This window comes from Neobacillus sp. S1115 (assembly GCF_055385565.1).
Genome location: NZ_AP038275.1, coordinates 5,275,464 through 5,296,448, shown reverse-complemented (window position 1 = coordinate 5,296,448; position 20,985 = coordinate 5,275,464). Strand labels below are relative to the sequence as shown.

Below are 20,985 nucleotides of genomic sequence, written 5' to 3'. Positions count from 1 at the left end.
TATTTTGCAATATGTGTTTATATAAAGAGGGTGAAATGTTGTGCAGCGGGTCACCAATTGTGTGTTAATTAGAGAAAATAAGGTATTGTTGCTGCAAAAACCGCGGCGTGGCTGGTGGGTGGCACCTGGCGGGAAAATGGAGCCGGGCGAGTCTGTCCGGGATTCCTGCATCCGGGAATACCGTGAAGAAACGGGCGTATATTTAAAGAATCCCCAGCTAAAAGGAATTTTTACGATGATCATGATGGAGGGCGACCAGCTTCTGTCGGAGTGGATGATGTTCAGCTTTGTGGCCCATGATTCCGATGGCTTGGACCTTGATGAGTCGGAAGAAGGCAAGCTTGAATGGCATCTTTTTGACCAAATAAAAGGATTGCCGATGGCAGCCGGAGACTACCATATTATCGATTATATGATTCACGGCAAGGGAATGATTTACGGTACTTTTACTTATACAAAAGACTTTCAGCTGATTAGTTACCGATTAGATCCAGGTTAATTCGAAATAGGAGGAATCAAAATGAGTACCGGTTCGACAAGCGATATCCAAATGGTCATTATTACTGGCATGTCCGGCGCAGGGAAAACAGTCGCCATCCAAAGCTTTGAGGATTTAGGATTCTTCTGTGTCGATAATCTGCCTCCTACTTTACTCCCGAAATTCCTAGAACTTATGAAGGAATCAGGGAATAAAATGAATAAAGTTGCCCTTGTCATGGACCTGAGGGGTCGGGAGTTTTTCGATCATCTTTTTAAAGCGTTGGATGATAATCTTGCAGAAACCTCCTGGGTTACACCGCAGATTTTATTCCTTGATGCGGATGATGCCACATTGGTCCGCCGCTATAAGGAAACAAGAAGGTCGCATCCACTCGCAAAATCAGGGTCACCTCTTGAAGGTATTACCCTTGAACGGGAGCTTCTTGAGGAGTTAAAAGGCAGGGCACAATTAATTTACAACACTTCCCAGATGAAACCGCGGGAATTACGTGAGAAGATATTAACGGAGTTTACGGCGAATAAACAATTAATTTTTACAGTTAACGTTATGTCGTTCGGTTTTAAACACGGCATTCCCATTGATGCCGACCTTGTTTTTGATGTGCGTTTTTTGCCCAATCCGCATTATATTGAACATATGCGCCCGAAAACAGGACTCGACGAGGATGTCTCCAGCTATGTCTTAAAATGGAACGAAACACAGAAATTTTTGGAAAAAGTAACAGACCTTCTGAGTTTCATGCTTCCTCATTACAAAAGGGAAGGCAAGGCCCAATTGGTGATTGCGATTGGCTGTACGGGCGGCCAGCATCGTTCTGTGGCGCTCGCTGAATACATCGGCCGATTTTTCCAAAAGGATTATAAGACGATTGTTTCTCACCGTGACATCGAGAGGAGAAAGGAAAAGACAACATGAGAGAATTTGGGCAGCCTAGAATAGTCGTCATCGGCGGAGGCACAGGGTTACCTGTTTTGCTTAGAGGCTTAAAGCAGTATCCTGTTGATATTACCGCTATTGTCACCGTAGCTGACGATGGCGGCAGTTCAGGCCGAATCCGAGAGGACCTGCATGTTCCTCCGCCGGGTGATGTCCGTAATGTTTTGGTGGCACTTTCCGATGTGGAGCCTCTCGTTGAGGAAATGTTCCAGCACCGGTTTAAGACGTCAAACGAACTATCCGGCCATTCGCTTGGCAACCTGATTATCGCCGCAATGACCTCGATAACCGGTAATTTTGTTCATGCGATTCAGGAGATGAGCAAGGTATTGAATGTAAGGGGAAAAGTGATGCCTGCTGCCAACCAAAGTGTTGTGTTACATGCAGAAATGGAGGATGGCACGATTGTATCAGGAGAATCGAAAATTCCCTACTCCGGTAAAAAAATTAACAGGGTTTTTTTGACCCCAAAGCAAATCCGGCCGCTTCCGGAAACGATTCAGGCGATTCGCCAAGCCGACCTGATTATTCTTGGACCGGGCAGTTTATATACGAGTCTATTGCCTAATCTGCTTGTTCCACGGCTAGGCGATGAGGTGTGTCGTTCACATGCCAAAAAGGTTTACATTTGCAATTTGATGACACAGGCCGGCGAAACGCATGGTTATACTGCAAGCGATCATGTGCGAGCCATTTATGATCATTTGAGCAGCGCGTTTATCGATACGATACTCGTGAATAATGAAGAAATTCCGCAGGATGTTCAGCTTCGCTACAATGAGGAATTGGCCCATCCTGTCCTCTACGATGTGGACCGGTTAACGGAGCTTGGGCTTGAGACGGTTTATGCCGACATTGCCAATCTAGAAAACGGTGCACTCAGGCATGACCCGAAGAAGGTCGCCAAAATTTTATATAATTTGTTAATAAATGAAACCAAAAGACGTTATGAAGCGTAAATAAGTTAATATTATTTAAAAAGCTTATTTAACATGTTCTTTTTTGAAAGAAATTACTTTCAAAAAGGAATATTTATGTTAGTGTTGGTCATAAGGAGGTGAGGGAATGTCTTTCGCTTCGGAAACGAAAAAGGAATTAACGAACTTGGAAGTGAAATCCTGCTGCAGCCGTTCTGAGCTTTCAGCCCTGATCCGCATGAACGGTTCCCTTTCCTTTTCAAATCGAAAAATCATTGTCGATATTCAAACCGAAAATGCTGCGATTGCCAGAAGAATTTATACCTTGATTAAAAAGAATTACCAGGTTCAGGTTGAGCTGCTCGTCCGCAAAAAAATGCGCTTGAAAAAGAATAATGTTTACATCGTGCGCTTGGCAGAGCAGGCGAGGGAAATTCTCGAGGATACAAAAATCCTTGGTGAGGGTTTTACCTTCATCCATAATATCTCCCCCGAACTAATAACAAAGAAGTGTTGTAAGCGTTCTTATCTGCGCGGTGCGTTTTTGGCCGGAGGTTCCGTGAATAATCCGGAAACATCCTCCTATCACTTGGAAATTGCTTCACTATATAAGGAGCATAATGATTCCTTATGTGAATTGATGAATACATTTGACTTGAATAGCAAAACGCTAGAGCGCAAAAAAGGCTATATTACGTACTTAAAAGAGGCTGAAAAGATAACCGAGTTTTTAAATATTATTGGCGCGCATAATGCCCTGCTCCGCTTTGAGGATGTCCGAATTGTCAGGGACATGCGTAATTCGGTTAACCGCCTGGTAAACTGCGAAACCGCCAATCTTAATAAAACCATCGGAGCCTCAATCAGGCAGGTCGAAAACATAAGGTTCATTGATCAAACGGTAGGCCTGCAGATTTTACCTGATAAATTAAGGGAAATTGCCGAGCTTCGGTTAAATTATACAGACGTTACCTTAAAGGAACTAGGTGAAATGGTTTCCGGCGGGTCTATTAGCAAATCTGGCATCAATCATCGCCTGCGTAAAATTGATGAAATTGCCGAAAGGCTGCGGGCCGGAGAAATGCCGTCTGTGAAGTAGATATAATTTTAAAATAGTTTGTTAGTGAATGAGCATTCATTTAATATTATAGTGGGATAATGAGGAGGAATTTGAAATGTTGGTAAAAGAAGTAGAAGTTAAATTAAGAACTGGTTTACAGGCGCGTCCTGCCGCTTTATTTGTACAGGAGGCGAACCGTTTTTCGGCAGATATTTTTCTGGAGAAAGACGGCAAGAAAGTAAATGCGAAAAGCATTATGGGCTTAATGAGCTTGGCTGTCGGCTCTGGGGTTGTCATCAATATTATTGCAGACGGCTCTGATGAAGAAACTGCCATTAAGGCATTATCTGAGTTTATTCAGAAGGATCATTAAGGAATAAAGGGTTTTGGCTATAGTGGTGCCAAGCCCTTTTTTGTTATCGCTGATATTTTTGTATAGTTAGTAATCGATAAATCTAGTCATAATGCCTTGGACTGACCCTTTTTTAATAATTGGTATTTATGCGCCATTCATAACCCCCGGAGCAGAAATTCGTCGGAGAGTTCGGTAGTTATAAATCGTTTCATAACGCCAGGAGCAGAAAACAATCGAAGAGTTCGGTAGTTATAAACCGTTCATAACGCCTGAAGCAGAAAACAATCGGAGGGTTAGGTAGTTATAAACCGTTCATAACGCCTGGAGCAGAAAACAATCGGAGAGTTCGGTAGTTATAAACCGTTCATAACACCTGGAGCAGAAAACAATCGGAGAGTTCGATAGTTATAAACCGTTTATAACGCCCCGAGTAAAAAACAATCGGAGAGTTCGGTAGTTATAAACCGTTTATAACGCCCGGAGTAGAAAACAATCGGAGAGTTCGGTAGTTATAAACCGTTTATAACGCCCGGAGCAGAAAACAATCGGAGAGTTCGGTAGTTATAAACCGTTTATAACGCCCGGAGCAGAAAACAATCGGAGAGTTCGGTAGTTATGGACGGTTATAACACCTAAAAAGAATTTCAAAACACCTGGTCCTTATCTCTCACAACCAATACAAGAATAATTCCTTTAGGACGAAAAAAAGCAATCGGCTTGCCCGCCGATTGCCCGTTTTAAGTATTATTTTTCTTTCTTATCAAGAATATTGCGTGTAATGATGTTGTCAATTAAACCATATTCTTTCGCTCTTTCAGCAGTCATGAAGTTATCGCGATCAGTATCTTGGCGAAGTACTTCGATTGGCTGGCCAGTACGCTCAGCTAAAATGCCGTTTAGTTTTTCACGAAGGAATAAAATGCGCTTAGCGGCGATTTCAATTTCAGTAGCCTGACCTTGAGCTCCGCCCAGCGGCTGGTGAATCATTACTTCAGCGTTTGGTAATGCAAAACGCTTGCCCTTTTCCCCAGCGGCAAGTAAGAATGCGCCCATTGATGCTGCCATACCTATACAAACAGTGGATACATTTGGCTTAATATACTGCATCGTATCATAAATGGCCATTCCAGCGGTGATGCTTCCGCCTGGGCTGTTAATATAAAGAGTAATGTCCTTTTCAGGATTTTCCGCTTCAAGGAACAACAATTGCGCTACAATGCTGTTGGCAACATTATCATCAATACCGCTGCCAAGCATGATAATTCGGTCTTTTAATAAACGGGAATAGATATCGTATGCCCGTTCGCCGCGATTCGTTTGTTCAATGACTGTAGGAATCAAATTCATTTTTCTTCCTCCTTTGAATAAAAAATGTAAAAAGCTTATGTATTGTTATCATACACTGATGGTCAATAAAGGTCAAACAATTCATCTCGAAAAATGTTCGACAACTTTCCCTCATTCAGCATAACCAATCGTGAGCGGTTTTAAAACTATTTTTTAGCTTTGGAGAAACGGAAACTGTTAAAAATTCTATTAGCTCTTGCCAAAATAGAAATAATGAAATATAATATGTAAGTCGCTAATAATTTTGCCCTCGTGGTGCAACGGATAGCACGTAAGATTCCGGTTCTTAAAATGTGGGTTCGATTCCTGCCGAGGGCGTACATAAATTGTTCAGTTTGCGGTGCCTCTACGCGTTATTCCATGCGTGGGGGCATCGCTTTTTTTAGGATATTTTTCGTTAGGAAATATCACGAAAAAGAACACACAATCAAAGCAGCAAACTTCCGATTATGTTGAAAATCAAAAACTCCCTCAGAAATAATGACTTGTGGGAATTACATTACATTTCACTTTATTAGTTTAGTGTTTAAAAGCTACTTTTCTCGTGATGTATTAAATCATTATTCATCAGTACTTGTTCTTGGCACATTAACCAAAGCAAGAACTACATTTTCCCCAGATACTTTTTCGTCCTCCGATCTTCTTACTGTGGATACAAATTTTCAAACAACCCTTCGTGACACATTACTAAGAAAGAAATACTGCTGGACTTCAAATTTGAAAATATTCTTGACTTAATTGGAACATCACCTGCCAGCCAATGACTCAATTGACGGCTGCACCTGAGCAAGTCACCGTTCAAGGAATATCAAAGGTCTTAGTGCGCATTAATCACGGGCGGAGTCACTCTGGTAGGCGGTAATACTGTTTTCGTACCATTAGAAGGTGATTATGAGTTTCATAAATTGTACACGTTTGGAGAAACGGCACAAATCAAATTCAGCCGGGGGTTGGTATTTTCTTGAATGCCTCTATAGTTCCAAATGGCCAGACTAACAATCAATTATTTTACCCTGACCCAAACGATGCCCAAGATGTTAGAGAGCTCAGCGGGGAAGCTATTATCCATATTCCGGCAAACTCTACATTACAATTAGGAAATATCAGCGGTAGTTTTGATACAACTATTAATGCATTCGATGGGCAAGGTTTCCAATCAGTTGAATTAACTGTTATTAAAGTTAGCTGATCCGTCTTTAGTGGAACTAAAAAAAGACAGCATTTTTGCTATCTTTATAGCAAGTTTCAATCTATAGCATAATCAAAAAAGTTTGTTACGGCTGCAAAAAACGCTGTCAATTATAGAACAGGGACAAAAATGGGATGGAGAAGATCCGTCTCATTTCCAGTTTCAGAGGGAGTTTTGTGTATAAAACAATATTGTGAAGTTTTTCGCTTAAACGGGAGCGATGCTTTTATAAGGCATCTTCACCACAGGAATCAAACTATCGACCCTCGTCATGTAAAATGGATAGAATATGTCCGTAATCTCCTATAGATCCATGTCCTTTATCCCACACGTGAAACATCTCCCTTGCCTTATTCCTGACATTCTTGAGTTAAAACAACACCCAGTCCGAAAATCAAAATGGGTGTTGTTTGTTAAAAAGATCCATTTTTTGCAATGATCAGTACGCACAGGAATTATCAGCTGATTTCTTAAGGGGGATGCTTGATTTGTTAATTAAGTGATGTTGATATTTTTAATTCAGCGAATTCTGGCGTTACTTCGATATTGCTAGATTATGCATGCCAATCAGGAGTAAATAATAATAACTTGGCCGTCTCCCATGCCAACACCCGCTGTGTTGACCTGGTTGATTCCGTTGTTTTGAGAGCCGCCGCCGCCGCCGCCGCCGTTTGCAAGATTCACAGATCCATCGCCGCCGCCGCCGCCGCTAAATCCGCCGCCGCCGCCGCCGCTAAATCCGCCGCCGCCGCCGCCACCGTTATCACCGCCGCCGCCGCCGCCAAATCCTCCGTTGGCTCCAGCACGACCGATACCTCCGAAGCCACCTGCATTAATAGCTGTACCCCCAGTAACCGGAGGGGTGCCATTGCCCCCGTTTGTGAGGATTCCTGCTCCTCCTGCTCCCGGTTCTAATGGTCCGCCAGCTGATCCTCCGTTACCGCCGACACCTCCGGCGCCACCAGGTTGTCCGGCCGTGCCGTTAGGTTGGATATTTGCATCAACCCCTACATTATTTACCGAGCCGCCGCCGCCCCCGGACTTTTGAACGGGAACCTTCAGCAGGAGAAACAGTTACTTTTGAGGTTAGTGACTCTAATCTCAGATCTTGCCATGGTTCAAATACATAAAAAGGGGCTGTAAATAATAGACAAGCGCCGATTCAATAGTCAACACCCATTAATATATTGCTAATGTAACCACATTGGATATACGAGCGATTCACTTTGTCACAAGTGTATTTTCCCAAATTTCCGCTTCGATTTCGTTGAGCACTGCACCGGAAAGCGCTGGCGGTGCTGGAGATTCTTTTAGTGAGTGGCTATAGCGCGGTGGCAGGTAGGTAGAATCCGAAATCACTACCGTTAGTTGTAGTGGTGGACATTGAAATTATCTCGATGAAAGCGAGGTTATCATATACTGTGAATTTTGAAGATAATACAGATCCAAACTCAATTTTATCAGATGCTTTAGAAAATCTTGAAAACGCTGAAGAGATCAATGAGGCTGCTGAAAACGTACAACAAGTTCTGGGGACCGGACCGGGATCTACAGGAGGTCCTGTCACCATCGATGATCTTCTGGCAGCTAATGAAAAAGCTGATGAGACTTTGCAAGAAGCGATTGCTGATGAGCTTGCCCCTCCACCTCCACCACCATTTTGCGTTTGTGCTGTAACTTTTAATATTTCAAACGCTGAATTTACGCTCGTTGGGGACGGTACAGAAAGAGCCGATCTGCAAAGGAGAATGGGAGACGATCTTGTTGGGCGTGGTAATATCTGTGGTTCTGGTGAAGGTTCAGACGAGTGTAATCCAGCAATAAGAGACCTTTTTGGTTTTCAATTTCCTAGACTCACTCCTACTTATACATTTTTAGCTGATCAATATGATTTAAATCCCGATGGGTCTATAGGTACTTGTGTCAGCACTCCAATGGGGATTGTATTTACTATTACAGGAACGGGAACATTAAACGGTACTCCAGGTTTTAATTTCATACTTACTTTAATAGATGGTGGTATGGGTAATCAAGATTCCGCTGTCCTGACAATACCCGACGCAGGATTAGTATTTACAGCGAATCAAACTATCCCCTCTGGTCAAGTAATGGTTAGAATGTGTCCGTAATCTCCTCCAGAGCCATGTCGTTCATCCCGCACGGGGAACATCTCCTTGCCCTTATCCTTGATATTCATTGAGTAAAAACAACACCCATTCCAATAATCGGAATGGGTGTTGTTTGGTAAAAAATAATAATTTAAATTGGATTAAAAAGAAAGAGGATTTATTCCTTTTTCTTTCCCTAAGGCTTAGAAAAATGTATAACTTTGTATAAAGGAAGATTACTAGTATACACTTTTTCATTCAGTATTCTATTATTTATGGGCTTTGCATGCCCGCCTCATTTCTAGTTTGTAATTATTTTATAATTGGCGGCGTTTTCCACAGCCGCAACCACCTTGTTTAATGATTGGAATGGATTTTTTGATAATTGGCTGGGAATCAGACAAATTTATAGTATTTTGCGTGTTTTGTGGGCTTGCTGTATTTTGCTCATTATTGCTTTGTTCATTCATAGTTTGTCCCTCCTTTTAAAAAAGACAGCAAAAATGCTGTCTTTTTATGATTCAATGCGCTTAACTACAAGTAGGTCGAATTATTGATCCTATTGGTGGTATTGGAATAGTAATAGTCGCTCCTCCCACTGTTACCGTAATGGAATTGTCTGGATTAACTGTAATTGTCATAGTACCGTTTAAATTCAGAAGAGTGGTTGTGCCAGCAGTTACAGTTAAATGTCCGTTACCAACAATGATTATACTACCACTAGGATCACAAGTAACACTTGCAAGTGAATCAAGAGCCACATTGATATTAGTAATGCCGAATGGTAGTCCAGTCGTGAAGTTTAAATTAAAAATTGAACCGTTTGACTGACAATCAGGACAGATATTAAGATTAAGAACTCCAGCAGTTGTGATAGGTCCAATTATAATAGGGCCGGGAGGAAGCACTATAGTAATACCAGGAATTGTTACGGCACCACCTATTGCACCACCTGCGCCTACTGTGGCAACACTACACCCACATCCAAATCCGCCTCCGCCTCCACCAGCAGCACCAGAACCGATCAAATCCAGAACATTTTCAAATTTGAACTCTAACAGCATTTCTTTCTTGATCACGTCACGAAGAGTTCTTTGAACACTCGCGTCGATAGCAAGAAGAGTGGTTAACGAAACGGTTGCTGGAGAGAGTGTCCTTGCTGGGGTTAAGGTGCCAAGAACAAATTGGAGTTTTTCGGCTTCTGCGTTCACTAGGTGAGCGAGAGCCAACTCTTCAAGGGCGATGGAAGCCAACAGTAATGGAACAGTCTGTGCAGTGCTAAGTGAAATGGTAGGGGCTATGTTGGAGATATTTGGAAGTGACATATTTTTCCCTCCTTAAAAGTTTAAAGATAGAGAACATAGGCTTGTACAGCTTTTGTTCTCTATATTTTATTCAATAGGATTTTAAGAGATTGTGTATTCGTCCATTTTTATAAAAAACTAGTAGAAGACGGAAAAAATGATTTACTAAATAATAGCAAATGGGGTTAAGCCCAAAAAATAGGGATAAATCTCTATAAGAGATTTATCCCTATTTTTTAAGAAAGCTACTTAGAATGGAACCTTACCTTCGCGAACCAAAGAGTTAATACGAAATTATAATGTTATGGTAAGTTTACAAATAAGTAGGTTATTATCGGAATTGCAACACCCTTCATCCCAACAAAACAGTGAATCCCAATCGACTATTGCTGAGGCTTTTTATCCATTAAATCCAGAACATTTTCCAATTTAAATTGCAGTAACATCTCCTTTTTGATCACATCCTGAAGGATTCTTTCAGCACTGCTATTGAGGGCAAAGAGGTTTGATGCGGAAAGCTTTGAGGGAGAAAGTTGTGTTTTTGTTGGCTTTAATTTTCCGAGTGCGAATTGAAGTTTTTCAGCTTCGGCATTAATGACGTGGGCAAGGGCTAACTCCTCAAGGGCAATGGAAGCCAGCAGCAATGTAACGGTCTGATCAGTATTAATTGAAGTAATTGGACTCATATTCGGAATATTGGCTTGAGACATTGTTATCACCTCGTTTATCTTTAGTGCTGATGTTAGTTTATTTTTACAGGCTGAATAATGACACAACTCTTATTATGATATTTTCCTTGGGGAGTTTATTTCATTAAAAAGCTCCCGATTGGATACGTTTGTATACCAATTGGGAGCTGGGTAAACAGTAAGGTATTCGCCCATGTGTGTAACAAGTTTGTGCTTGTACTAACCCCAACCATATCCTCAATTCTTCTTTAAAAGAAGTGCTTATGCTTTACATTAACGTGGGAATGGTGTAATAGCAATCAAATCGAGGATATTTTCAAACTTAAACTCCAGCAGCATTTCCTTCTTGATCACATCACGAAGTGTTCTTTGGACACTAGCGTCGAGAGCAAGCAGATTTGTCAAGTTAACAACTGCAGGAGAGAATGATGTTCTAGGAGCAGGAGTTATTGTTCCTAGAACGAATTGAAGCTTCTCAGCTTCAGCATTAATGATGTGAGCCAAAGCCAATTCCTCAAGGGCAATAGAGGCTAAAAGCAATGGAACAGTTTGTGCTGTAGAAAGAGAAATTGTTGGTGTAATGTTTGGAATATTTGCTTGAGACATTAAATCACCTCTTTTCTTTGTTATCTGTTACATTGTATTTATAAACCTTGTACAGAGACACGGTCATTAAACTATTTTTAATCCTTATTTATTTTTTGCAGAATTGAGGTTGAGCGCCATTGCAATTAGCGTTTGATCGTCACAGTCTGCAGTTAACGGACTAAATAGGCTTTGATGCTTCGTCATCAGTTCTCGAAGCGCTTCTACGGGAGAATTAAATGATTTCGATTGGCTTGCCGCCATTGCATAGCATCTTGCTGCTTCCTCAATCTGCCCCAGCTTTTCGAAGCAGCATCCTTTATAGTGTAGGGCTTGAAAGCTGCCAACCCCCTTTTGGGTAAGATACTGTAAATTCGCTTCCCCCATTTCGAGACAGTAATCAAACACCTCCAATGCTTCTTTAAACATGTCCTTCAAATATAAGATTAAGCCTTTATAAAAATGTAAATCTACATAATCCGGATAGAGAATACATGCTTTTTCAATACCTGGCCACGCCCCGTCAATGCTTCCTGTTGCAATCAATATGGAATACTTTAATCGATATAAAAGCGAAGGGGGAGTGTGTAACCTCATTAGGAAATCCTTAATGGAATGATTAACATGATCAAATGCTTTACTATATTCCTCATTACCGTAATATTCGGCCGCAATATGGTAGTGGGTCCAAGGGCTATAGTCTTTTTGTTTTAGTTCTTCCTTTAACATCGTAATATTTCGTTCAAATTTCTTTTTATTTTCAGTAACGGAATTCATATATCCATAATGGTGAATTTTAATTGGCACATGCTTGATGATGAGGCCATCCTCTGGTATCGTCAGAACCTCTTCTACGTTCAGCATTTCATGTATTTTACCTTGAAATTTAAATCCTTTATGATTTCGCAATAGGCGGGTATGGACGATATCGAAGGTTTTTTCCGGTTCTGGCCGTTCCCCATAATAATTAATCAAATGAATAGATAAAATATCCTCATTCGAATATAGAATGTCACGTAATTTATAAACATCCGAAGCATCAACTTGTTCATCTGCGTCCATCCATAAAATCCAGTCCCCTGTTGCGCGTTCCAATCCAAAGTTTCGGGCGTCAGCAAAGCTTTTGTTCCAGGGGAATTCGAAAACCTGTGCTCCAAATGATTTACAGATCTCAACCGTTCGGTCTGAAGATCCCGTATCTACAATAATGATTTCGTCTACAACCCCTTTAGTGCTGCTGAGGCACTTTTCGATAAATGCTTCTTCATCTTTCACAATCATACATAACGACAAACGCTTAAAGTCCATTTTTCTCCCTCACTCCTTTTAAAAAACATTAAACAATCATTTTCCATATTATGTTTTTAACTAGGTAAAAGTGCTTTTTTTGGCAACATCCCAAGCGGTGTTCAATATAATGTGTAGGTGAAGAAAGAAACCCTATGATGAAGCCTGAGGTGGAAACTGTGAAGAAAGATTCACTAAAAATTAACTGGATTGGCCCTCAATTTGCCGGTCATAGTCTTGCGATCGTTAACAGGAATATTTGCAGTTTATTAAACAAGGAACATTTCAACATTAGAAAGAAAGTCCCAGACGAAGAAATTCCGTTAGCACTCTCTGTCCGAGAAGAACAGAGTAAAATAGGAGAATTGTTGCCCTTTCCTGAATCGGATTTTACAGTTGTTCATCAGTGGCCGCCAGTCTGGGACATACCAAAAAGTAAGAAATGGATATGTATGCAGCCTTGGGAATTTGGTGCAATTCCCAGGACCTGGTATATTCCCATGAAGTATTGGGTTGATGAAATCTGGGTATATAGCCAATACAATAAGGAAAGCTATGTACGCTGCGGGATTCCAGAGGACAAAATTCATGTAATCCCGCTTGGGGTGGACGAAAAGGTTTTCCACACTGATGTGGAACCTCTAGATTTAACACCTTCCTCTTTTCGATTCCTATTCGTTGGTGGGACTATTGGACGTAAAGGAATTGATACTCTCATTCAAGCTTATCTAAATGAGTTTTCTGCTAATGATGATGTTTGTTTGTTTATTAAGGACACCGGTACCCAATCTTTTTATAAAGGAATAACGCTGGAAAAGATGATTCATGAAGCCATGTTAAATCCTAAAAATCCCCGTATTGTATACATGGATCATGACTTTTCGGAAACAGAGCTGGCGGGATTATATAAGGCGTGTGATTGTTTAGTTCATCCGTACAGGGGAGAGGGGTTTGGGCTGCCTATTGCGGAATCCATGGCGTGTGGAATTCCGGCAATTGTGCCCGATAAAGGCTCATGCAGGGATTTTTGCAGTGCCGAAACAGCATTACTTGTACCCTCTAAGGAGGTTCTTTTATCAGAAAAAAAAGTCGGTGACCTCGATACAGTGGACTATCCATGGTGGCTTTCAATTGATAGGGTCGATTTGCAGCAAACTATGCGGTTTGCGTATGAAAATCCTTCATTGGTGAACCAAAAAGGACAGGAAGCAAGCAGGCATATTTTAGCTTCATTTACATGGAAAAAAAGTGCCCAGACAGTGGCTGAAAGAATCAGACTGTTGGCTGATAAGAAAACAGACTCCAAATTAACACACGAGGATATTGTTAAAATGGAGCTGGAGTATGGAAATGAACTTTATCAAAATAAATTGATGGAAGATGCCTTAAATAACTATCTCAACATTCTTTCAATATATCCCCTTACATTAATGGCAAGGTACAATGCCGTCATCATTCACATCCAACAAAAAAACTATGTCGCTGCAATTGAACATCTGGAATACATTGCCGACAACATGGAGCAACAAGATCATAACTTTCAGGAGAATATCTTGCTCATGAAGACATTTTGTAATGCGCAGCTGTAGTCCATGAAGGGGTTTTTATCTAATCCATCCAGAGAAAACATAGCATTTATGTCAGGAATTCCTATTGTATCAGTTTCAGAAATACAAGGGAATTATTATCCATTCCTAAATCAAAGCACCTTTGAAGTTCATGAAATAATTGAAAATGGAAAAGAGAGTTTTGTATTTGATAGCGTTCTAGAATTACGGAATTCATTAAAAGAATTACTGGGCAATTATGAACTTGTCTTTTACAGGGAAGACCGAAAATTTGTCCTTTACTCTTTAGAAAGGAAGATTGGTGAATGACTCAACCTACAGGAGTTCTATGGGTAGGCCCATTAGGTGATATAGGTGGGTACGGTAATGTCTCCAGGAATTATTTGAGGGCTTTGCAACATATTGATCTCCCTATTCATTTAGTATCATCAGTAAAGGCCCAAAGTGAAATTGGAGAAGATGATATTAAGCTGCTGTCTAATTTTAATAGGGTAATTAACAATCCGGGTGATAATCCTGTTCTTGTAATGCATGGTCCTGCAGAATCGTTTTTAGCGCTTGATAAAAAAGGTTATCATAAAACAATTGGAATCACATTGTTTGAGACGGATCGTATCCCGCCACATTGGGTAGATATTTGCAATAATTTGGATGAGATTTGGGTTCCCACGCACTTTAATTATCGGACATTTACAGAGTCAGGTGTAAATCCTTCAAAAGTACACGTTGTTCATTATCCTATTGAAAGCAGTATCTATACAAAAGAATTTGAACCTTACACTTTTCCAACTGAAGTAAAGTCTTTTAAGTTTCTATATACTTTAGCGTTTGATTACCGCAAAGGGTTGGATTTGCTCATTCAAAGCTATTGTGAGGAGTTCTCTGCGGACGATGACGTCAGCCTTGTTTTAAAAATCTATGTTCCCTTTTGGATTGCCGAGGGGAATTTTTCTGAGTTAATCACTTCGTATATACCAAAAAAGGAAAATAATCCACATATTCATTTAATGATTGAAAATACTCCTCGTGAAGATTTAATGCGTTTATATTCAAGCTGTGACTGCTATGTTTCTACTGAAAGGGCAATCGGATGGGGGATGCCTCAGATGGAGATGATGGCGATGGGGAAACCAGTGATATCGATTAATTGGGGAGGAGTTACAGAATTTATGAACGATAAAAATAGCTTTTTAATAGAACCAGAGCATGAACTAGAACCTGTACATCCTCAACTGCAGCTCACAAGAGCTATTCATTATTTTGGCCATAAATGGGCAATGGTTAAAGAGGAAAACGTGAGGTTGGTTTTGCGGGAAGCGTTTGAAAATCATAAAAAAAGAGAGGAAATTTCATTGCAGGCAAAACAAGATATAAAAAATCATTTCTCTCCACAAATTATTGCAGAGCAAATGAAGGCTCGATTATTTTCTTGAATTTGACTTCTTTATATGGAGGGTCATGGCAAACTGCTGGACCTTAAATATAAAGATTTTTTTTGGTTTCTTAGATAAAGGGAATATAAGAGGCTGATAACAGCATAAAAAAATAAATGGGGATTTCTTACACAAAAGAATAGGAGGGCATCATGAAAAGAACTCTAATAACGGGTATTACAGGCCAAGACGGCTCATATTTGGCAGAACTTTTACTTGATAAGGGATATAAGGTATATGGTTTGAAAAGGAGAACTTCAACAGAAAACTATGACAATATTAAACATATACGAAATGACATTGAATTTATATCCGGTGATTTAGCCGATCTATCATCATTGATCCAGGCAGTGAAACTTTCTAAGCCAGATGAGGTATACAATCTTGGTGCACAGTCCTTTGTAGCGGATTCATGGTCGCAGCCGTTATATACTGCAGAGGTTACTGGCCTTGGCGCACTGAATATGTTGGAAGCAGTTAGGCAAATAAAGCAGGATGCGCGTTTTTACCAGGCTTCGAGTTCTGAAATGTTTGGGAAGGTAATTGAAACCCCTCAAACGGAAACGACCCCGTTTTATCCCCGAAGTCCCTATGGTGTTGCGAAAGTATATGGACATTGGATTACTGTCAATTATCGTGAAAGCTTTGATATATTTGCGTGTTCAGGGATTTTATTCAACCATGAATCGCCAAGAAGGGGAATACAGTTTGTGACAAGAAAAGTGACAGATGCAGTCGCGAGAATTAAACTCGGCCTGCAAACGGAGCTTCGTCTCGGAAATCTTGATGCAAAGCGGGACTGGGGTTTTGCAGGAGATTACGTGAAAGCAATGTGGCTGATGCTTCAACAAGAAAAGCCCAACGATTATGTCGTAGCAACCGGAAAAACCCATACAGTGCGTGAACTTGTAGAAATCGCTTTTACTCATGTCGGATTAAATTGGGAAGATTATGTGATTCAGGATCCAGCTTTTATGAGGCCGGCAGAGGTAGATTTGCTCCTGGGAGACCCACAGAAGGCAAAAAAAGAGTTGGGGTGGGAGCCAAAGGTTTCTTTTGAGGAATTAATAAAGATGATGGTAGATCATGACATGCAAAAGTACGGTCAAAATCAATGAAGGCACTTATTACGGGAATTACAGGTTTTGTCGGGAAACATCTTGAGTCCTTCTTGAGGGATAAAGCGGATGTTTATGGAACTTCCCGGTTGAATAGAAGCAAAGATCATATTTTTGAAGTAGATTTACTTTCTGAAACAAAAATCACCCGGTTAATTGAGGAAATTAAACCGACGCACATTTTCCACCTTGCAGGGTTAAGTAATGTTAAAGATTCTTGGAAACAAAAAGCGGATTTTATTCAGGCTAATGTGATAGGAACAATTCATTTATTGGAAGCTGTCAAAAAAGTAGATAACAAAATAAGGGTCATGACAGTCGGCTCTTCAGAGGAGTATGGACGGATTCAGGGAGAATTAGACAAGGTTATTGAGGAGACTGCATTACATCCGGTTAGTCCTTATGGAATTAGCAAGTGTGCCGTAAGTATGCTTGTCAGTTTATATCACAGGTCATATGGATTAAACGTGGTCCATGCCAGGCCATTTAATCATATAGGACCTGGGCAAAGGTTAGGATTCGTAACATCTGACTTTGCCTATCAAATAGCACTTATCAATAAAGGGAGAATAGACGATCCTGTCCTCCGGATTGGAAATTTAAAAACAGCAAGGGATTTTACCGATGTAAGGGATATAGTGGAAGCTTATTACAATATAGCATGTTTCGGTATAGCGGGGGAAGCTTATAATGTGTGCACTGGCCAAGGAGTTTATATTCAAGACATATTAGAGAAATTTTTAAGTTATTCAAATAAAAAGATTGAACTCGTGGTTGACCCAAGCAAAATAAGAGTGGCAGAGATTCCTAAACTAGTAGGGGGCCCCGAAAAATTATATAAATTAACCGGCTGGAAACCAAAACGAAAACTTGATGATACATTAAAAGATATTTATGATTATTGGATAAATAATCTGTGAAGCACCAACGGCTATTCAATCTCCTTGCAGTCGGTACGTGTGTTCATAGAAAAGAGAACAACGGCAAAGGGAAGCCCTTTGCCGTTGATTAATTTTGGATATTAAATATTGTTGCTTAACATTACTTAACATTATATTAGATATAAAAATGGTGCACTGCTGGCTACATATAAAAAATCTTTCCTATTTTCGTATCCTTTTTTTGTTAGATGTTGTGTATGAATGTTAGGCTGCACGGAAGCAATAATCACAAAAGGACGAACGGGCAGTTCAGAAGGGTCCGTTAACTTCTCGAAGAAATTTGGTTGTGTGGACAGCGCGGATTCTTCAAGAAATCCGTGAACCGGTATATGATTCTCAGAGAAATATTTCCACCATAGTATGATACTTACTTGTAATGACCCTATTAAAATGATGGGACGTTCTTTTGCTAACTTTTGGAACCTAACTGCTGAACTTTCTATACTGGCGACAATTTGTTCAGGTGGTTTCTCTGTTGTCATTAATGCATTCATAAATTCATAAACGAACTCTGGATCAATGACTCGATCTTTCAAAAAGGGGGTGTGTTCAAAACAGCTCATTTGTACCCAGCTCATTTGTTGAAAGAAAAGCACATCAAAGAAATCTTGAATAAGTTCCGAAGGCACATTTTTTTCTTTTAGAGTTAGATATAAATTTTTGATAAGTTGTGTATGAGATGTAGAGGCTATAGTTTGTTGTCTCTCGGGATTGGAAGTAATGGAATTAATTTGGTCATAATGGGTCTTCTCAGGGAAGTGACGATAAAAAAGTAGTCTCTCCTTTACCTTGACGGCACTCCCCAGCAAGAAAAGCTCTAAACAGAGAATAACATCTGGCCCATACTCCTCCATAAATAACCTTGTTTGTTTTAAATATTCAGAGCGCCACAAACCATAAATAACAGACCCCACCCAGGTAACGTTTAAGAAAAATTGGTGCAATCGTTCAGTAAAAGTAAGATTAATTGTCTCTATTGCTTCGTGCTCATCGTTAAGATATTTGCCTTCCGTATCAATGATGGAGATTTCTGTTACACATATAATTGCGTCAGGGTGCTGGTTTAATTTTTGTAGACACTTGCTGATATAGGCTGGATGCCGCAAATCGTCAAAGGCTTGCCACATAAAAAAGTCACCTTTTGACAACTCAAAAGTCCGGTTAAAGTTTTTTGCGGCGCCAATGTTCGTATCATTTCGGAAATAGTGAATACGTGGATCTTTTTGCTGATACTGTTGGCAAATTTGTGGTGTATTATCAGTGGAGGCATTATCGGATATGATGATTTCAAGGTTAGTATAATCCTGTGACAACAAGGATTCGATGGCTTTAGCGATATATTTTTCACCGTTATAAACTGGCAAACCAATACTGACCAGCGGTTTATGTTCAGTCAAGGCACTCAGCTTCTTTCGTTCTTTTTAACCAGGCCGATGGCCAATGGGTTACATTTTGTGTAAGGGAACTTTCATTGAAGAGCCATGCAGGCTGATCTAATGTAAACTCCGGATGCTCTTTTGCAAACTCCAAAACAGCCATACACGGATTATCCTCCATCCAGCCTTTTTCCCCTCTAGGGACATCATGCAATTCCTTCATAATCCCGTCTGTTGCAACTATATATGACCCGCTTGAAACAAAAGGATGGTAAGCTTCTAGTTCTTTTTTTACATGGTCTTTTGAATGGCATGAATCTAGAATAACCAAAACTGTTTCTTCCTTTTTAATCATAGATTTTACTGTTTTGATCGTATCGGCAGCAGCCGAATCTCCCTCAATCAAAGTAATATACGGGTAGAGTTCATGTCCTTCTATCGCCCGGCGATTATGAGGACGAATCTCAATATCAATTCCAATAACCCTTCCTTTTTCCATCGCTTTACACAGACTTGCATAATAGATTAATGAACCGCCATGGGCAACACCCGTTTCCAGAATTACATCGGGCTTTATTTGATAAATAACTTCCTGTATACGGATTAAGTCCTCGGGAAGCTGAATAATGGGTCTTCCCATCCATGAGAATGTATACACGTATTTCTCGTTCCAGCCGACCTTAGTCCAAATATCAGAAAGTATTTCAAAGGAGGTCTTACAATATAATGGAAGGGCTTTTTGGCTGCTTCCGTCATCAATGAATAACTGATTATTCTCTGAATCAATGGTAATTTTCATGATCGCTCTCCATTCAATTCATTAATTTAAAATTCAATTTACTCTTGTTTTTTTCTCCACCAGGATATGGTCTGCTCTAAGCCTCCATCTAAGTCAATTTTCGGACTCCATTTGATCTCTTCTTTTAGAAGTTTCACGTTTGCCCCGATAAATAATGGTTCTGTATCAGGAAATGGAATTGCCCCAAGTTTTACTAATTCTGGTTTGCCTAACTTATTTGCAATTCTAGAAATCAATTCCTTTACCTGAATGGAATGTCCAGAGGCTATATTCACGGGTCCTTGCGCATCATTTTCCAATAACGATACAAACGCTTCTGAAGCATCCTCGACATGTAAAAAATCCCGATATTGCTCTCCGTGGGTGCATAAAGCTTGTTTATTGTTTATTAACGAGTTAATCACAGTGGGTACCAGTCTTGAACGGTGTTCCTTTGGTCCATATAAAAAAAATATTCGCCCCCAGGCGCTGCTAAGTCCGACGGATTCCGAAAACGAACGAACAAGACTTTGAAGCGCATTTTTAGCGGAGGCATAAGGGGTTTTGTTCGAGCAAGGTGTGATGTTTTCTGAAAGGTATCCATAGCTCCAATCGTATTCAGCGCAAGTCCCTGCAAATACAGCCCTTTTACCGCCATATTTCACGAAGTTATATAGCAACTCTATACTAGCTTGAACCCAAAGATAATTATTTAGTGAATGCCAATATTGTCCGGGTGTCGCTTCCCATGCGAAATGGAGAAGATGGGTAGGTTTAATGTTTTCTATCAGATCCCTGGTTTCTTTTACATGCAACAGATCAGCTCTGTGCCATTTGCATTTCAACATAGGGGTATTAACAAATTTCCTGCTAACCGCATGAACCTCAAAATCTTTTTCTATTAATTTCTTTATGACATGACTGCCTATCCACCCATTTGCCCCTGTCACAAGAATCCGCTTCATGTTTTAAAATCCCTGTAGGATTGATCTTTATTAGAGGCGATAACATCCTTTATAGGCCAATCAATATTGAAGGAAGGATCATTAAACCTAACCCCTTCTGCATAATTCGGCTGATAAAATTCACTCATTTGATACAATACTTTGGTGTTTTCCTGCAAAGTTTGAAACCCATGAGCAAACCCTTTAGGGACATATAGTATTTTCTGATTTTCCTCACTTAATCTAACGGCCGTCCATTGTTTAAAGGTTTTAGAATCTGGACGTAAATCGATGATGACATCATAGATTTCTCCCTTTATGCAGCTAACCAATTTAATCTCTTCATAAGGAGGTGCTTGAAAATGCATCCCGCGGATAATTCCTATTTTATTATTAAATGAGAGGTTAGTTTGAACAAACTGGGTGTCCAAATCATGGTTAAGAAACTCCTGTCTGCACCAAGTTCTAACAAAAGAGCCCCGTTCATCGTAATAAGACTCAACTTCAATGATGTAGGCGCCTTTTAATTTGGTTTCTGTAAAAATCAT

At 40.2% G+C, this 20,985-nt stretch carries 23 protein-coding genes and 1 tRNA gene; 13 read left to right on the top strand and 11 right to left on the bottom strand.

Going from position 1 to position 20,985, the window contains the following annotated elements; genetic code table 11:
• The first annotated feature begins 40 nt into the window (after positions 1 to 40).
• From ACZ5B7_RS26090 to ACZ5B7_RS26070, 5 genes are all read left to right on the top strand, one after another.
• Positions 41 to 499: an 8-oxo-dGTP diphosphatase gene (locus ACZ5B7_RS26090; protein ID WP_213144217.1), complete on the top strand. Its 459-nt coding sequence runs from the start codon at positions 41 to 43 to the stop codon at positions 497 to 499.
• A gap of 21 nt (positions 500 to 520) precedes the next feature.
• The gene (gene rapZ / locus ACZ5B7_RS26085) at positions 521 to 1,417 is read left to right on the top strand and encodes an RNase adapter RapZ (RefSeq protein ID WP_213117727.1); all 897 of its coding nucleotides are present in this window, start codon (positions 521 to 523) and stop codon (positions 1,415 to 1,417) included.
• Positions 1,414 to 2,397: a gluconeogenesis factor YvcK family protein gene (locus tag ACZ5B7_RS26080; RefSeq protein ID WP_464491507.1), complete on the top strand. Its 984-nt coding sequence runs from the start codon at positions 1,414 to 1,416 to the stop codon at positions 2,395 to 2,397. Before rapZ ends, ACZ5B7_RS26080 begins: the two co-directional genes overlap by 4 nt.
• 106 nt (positions 2,398 to 2,503) lie before the next feature.
• A complete protein-coding gene (gene whiA, locus ACZ5B7_RS26075; RefSeq protein WP_213144220.1) occupies positions 2,504 to 3,454 on the top strand; it encodes a DNA-binding protein WhiA in 951 nt (316 codons plus the stop codon).
• Between the two features lie 76 nt (positions 3,455 to 3,530).
• The gene (locus ACZ5B7_RS26070) at positions 3,531 to 3,788 is read left to right on the top strand and encodes an HPr family phosphocarrier protein (RefSeq protein WP_213117730.1); all 258 of its coding nucleotides are present in this window, start codon (positions 3,531 to 3,533) and stop codon (positions 3,786 to 3,788) included.
• Positions 3,789 to 4,514: 726 nt separating this feature from the next.
• Here the strand turns inward: ACZ5B7_RS26070 and clpP are convergent.
• On the bottom strand, positions 4,515 to 5,117 hold the full coding sequence (gene clpP / locus ACZ5B7_RS26065) for an ATP-dependent Clp endopeptidase proteolytic subunit ClpP (RefSeq protein ID WP_378583067.1): 603 nt from the start codon (positions 5,115 to 5,117) through the stop codon (positions 4,515 to 4,517).
• Positions 5,118 to 5,363: 246 nt separating this feature from the next.
• On the opposite strand from clpP, the gene ACZ5B7_RS26060 reads away from it, so the two are divergent.
• Positions 5,364 to 5,435, top strand: a tRNA-Arg gene (locus tag ACZ5B7_RS26060).
• A gap of 643 nt (positions 5,436 to 6,078) precedes the next feature.
• On the top strand, positions 6,079 to 6,306 hold the full coding sequence (locus ACZ5B7_RS26055; protein ID WP_464491506.1) for a hypothetical protein: 228 nt from the start codon (positions 6,079 to 6,081) through the stop codon (positions 6,304 to 6,306).
• Positions 6,307 to 6,986: 680 nt separating this feature from the next.
• On the opposite strand, the gene ACZ5B7_RS26050 is transcribed toward ACZ5B7_RS26055, so the two are convergent.
• On the bottom strand, positions 6,987 to 7,139 hold the full coding sequence (locus ACZ5B7_RS26050) for a hypothetical protein (protein ID WP_464491505.1): 153 nt from the start codon (positions 7,137 to 7,139) through the stop codon (positions 6,987 to 6,989).
• Positions 7,140 to 7,727: 588 nt separating this feature from the next.
• Here ACZ5B7_RS26050 and ACZ5B7_RS26045 point away from each other — a divergent pair.
• Positions 7,728 to 8,435 (top strand): hypothetical protein, encoded by a 708-nt coding sequence (locus tag ACZ5B7_RS26045; protein WP_464491504.1) that lies wholly within the window; start codon positions 7,728 to 7,730, stop codon positions 8,433 to 8,435.
• A 296-nt stretch (positions 8,436 to 8,731) separates the two neighbouring features.
• On the opposite strand, the gene ACZ5B7_RS26040 is transcribed toward ACZ5B7_RS26045, so the two are convergent.
• The 5 genes from ACZ5B7_RS26040 to ACZ5B7_RS26020 form a co-directional block, all read right to left on the bottom strand.
• On the bottom strand, positions 8,732 to 8,884 hold the full coding sequence (locus ACZ5B7_RS26040) for a hypothetical protein (protein ID WP_464491503.1): 153 nt from the start codon (positions 8,882 to 8,884) through the stop codon (positions 8,732 to 8,734).
• 60 nt (positions 8,885 to 8,944) lie between these two features.
• Entirely contained in the window at positions 8,945 to 9,739 is a 795-nt protein-coding gene (locus ACZ5B7_RS26035; RefSeq protein ID WP_464491502.1) for a hypothetical protein, read from the bottom strand.
• 362 nt (positions 9,740 to 10,101) lie between these two features.
• Positions 10,102 to 10,428 (bottom strand): hypothetical protein, encoded by a 327-nt coding sequence (locus tag ACZ5B7_RS26030; protein WP_464491501.1) that lies wholly within the window; start codon positions 10,426 to 10,428, stop codon positions 10,102 to 10,104.
• A 252-nt stretch (positions 10,429 to 10,680) separates the two neighbouring features.
• Positions 10,681 to 11,013, bottom strand: a complete 333-nt coding sequence (locus ACZ5B7_RS26025; protein ID WP_464491500.1) for a hypothetical protein — start codon at positions 11,011 to 11,013, stop codon at positions 10,681 to 10,683.
• Positions 11,014 to 11,097: 84 nt separating this feature from the next.
• Entirely contained in the window at positions 11,098 to 12,300 is a 1,203-nt protein-coding gene (locus tag ACZ5B7_RS26020; protein WP_464491499.1) for a glycosyltransferase, read from the bottom strand.
• Between the two features lie 158 nt (positions 12,301 to 12,458).
• On the opposite strand from ACZ5B7_RS26020, the gene ACZ5B7_RS26015 reads away from it, so the two are divergent.
• The 5 genes from ACZ5B7_RS26015 (at position 12,459) to ACZ5B7_RS25995 (ending at position 17,318) form a co-directional block, all read left to right on the top strand.
• A complete protein-coding gene (locus ACZ5B7_RS26015) occupies positions 12,459 to 13,868 on the top strand; it encodes a glycosyltransferase (RefSeq protein WP_464491498.1) in 1,410 nt (469 codons plus the stop codon).
• A 3-nt stretch (positions 13,869 to 13,871) separates the two neighbouring features.
• Positions 13,872 to 14,156 (top strand): hypothetical protein, encoded by a 285-nt coding sequence (locus tag ACZ5B7_RS26010; RefSeq protein WP_464491497.1) that lies wholly within the window; start codon positions 13,872 to 13,874, stop codon positions 14,154 to 14,156.
• Positions 14,153 to 15,280 (top strand): glycosyltransferase, encoded by a 1,128-nt coding sequence (locus tag ACZ5B7_RS26005; protein ID WP_464491496.1) that lies wholly within the window; start codon positions 14,153 to 14,155, stop codon positions 15,278 to 15,280. Before ACZ5B7_RS26010 ends, ACZ5B7_RS26005 begins: the two co-directional genes overlap by 4 nt.
• A gap of 152 nt (positions 15,281 to 15,432) precedes the next feature.
• The gene (gmd, locus tag ACZ5B7_RS26000; RefSeq protein WP_464491495.1) at positions 15,433 to 16,398 is read left to right on the top strand and encodes a GDP-mannose 4,6-dehydratase; all 966 of its coding nucleotides are present in this window, start codon (positions 15,433 to 15,435) and stop codon (positions 16,396 to 16,398) included.
• A complete protein-coding gene (locus ACZ5B7_RS25995) occupies positions 16,395 to 17,318 on the top strand; it encodes a GDP-mannose 4,6-dehydratase (RefSeq protein ID WP_464491494.1) in 924 nt (307 codons plus the stop codon). Before gmd ends, ACZ5B7_RS25995 begins: the two co-directional genes overlap by 4 nt.
• A 131-nt stretch (positions 17,319 to 17,449) precedes the next feature.
• Here the strand turns inward: ACZ5B7_RS25995 and ACZ5B7_RS25990 are convergent, their stop codons facing one another.
• The 4 genes from ACZ5B7_RS25990 to rfbC are packed head-to-tail and all read right to left on the bottom strand — an operon-like array spanning position 17,450 to position 20,985.
• The gene (locus ACZ5B7_RS25990) at positions 17,450 to 18,736 is read right to left on the bottom strand and encodes a glycosyltransferase family 2 protein (protein WP_464491493.1); all 1,287 of its coding nucleotides are present in this window, start codon (positions 18,734 to 18,736) and stop codon (positions 17,450 to 17,452) included.
• On the bottom strand, positions 18,729 to 19,514 hold the full coding sequence (locus ACZ5B7_RS25985; protein ID WP_464491492.1) for a cephalosporin hydroxylase family protein: 786 nt from the start codon (positions 19,512 to 19,514) through the stop codon (positions 18,729 to 18,731). The genes ACZ5B7_RS25990 and ACZ5B7_RS25985 overlap by 8 nt, the downstream gene beginning before the upstream one ends.
• A 38-nt stretch (positions 19,515 to 19,552) precedes the next feature.
• Entirely contained in the window at positions 19,553 to 20,458 is a 906-nt protein-coding gene (locus tag ACZ5B7_RS25980) for an NAD-dependent epimerase/dehydratase family protein (protein ID WP_464491491.1), read from the bottom strand.
• On the bottom strand, positions 20,455 to 20,985 hold the full coding sequence (rfbC, locus tag ACZ5B7_RS25975; RefSeq protein ID WP_464491490.1) for a dTDP-4-dehydrorhamnose 3,5-epimerase: 531 nt from the start codon (positions 20,983 to 20,985) through the stop codon (positions 20,455 to 20,457). The genes ACZ5B7_RS25980 and rfbC overlap by 4 nt, the downstream gene beginning before the upstream one ends.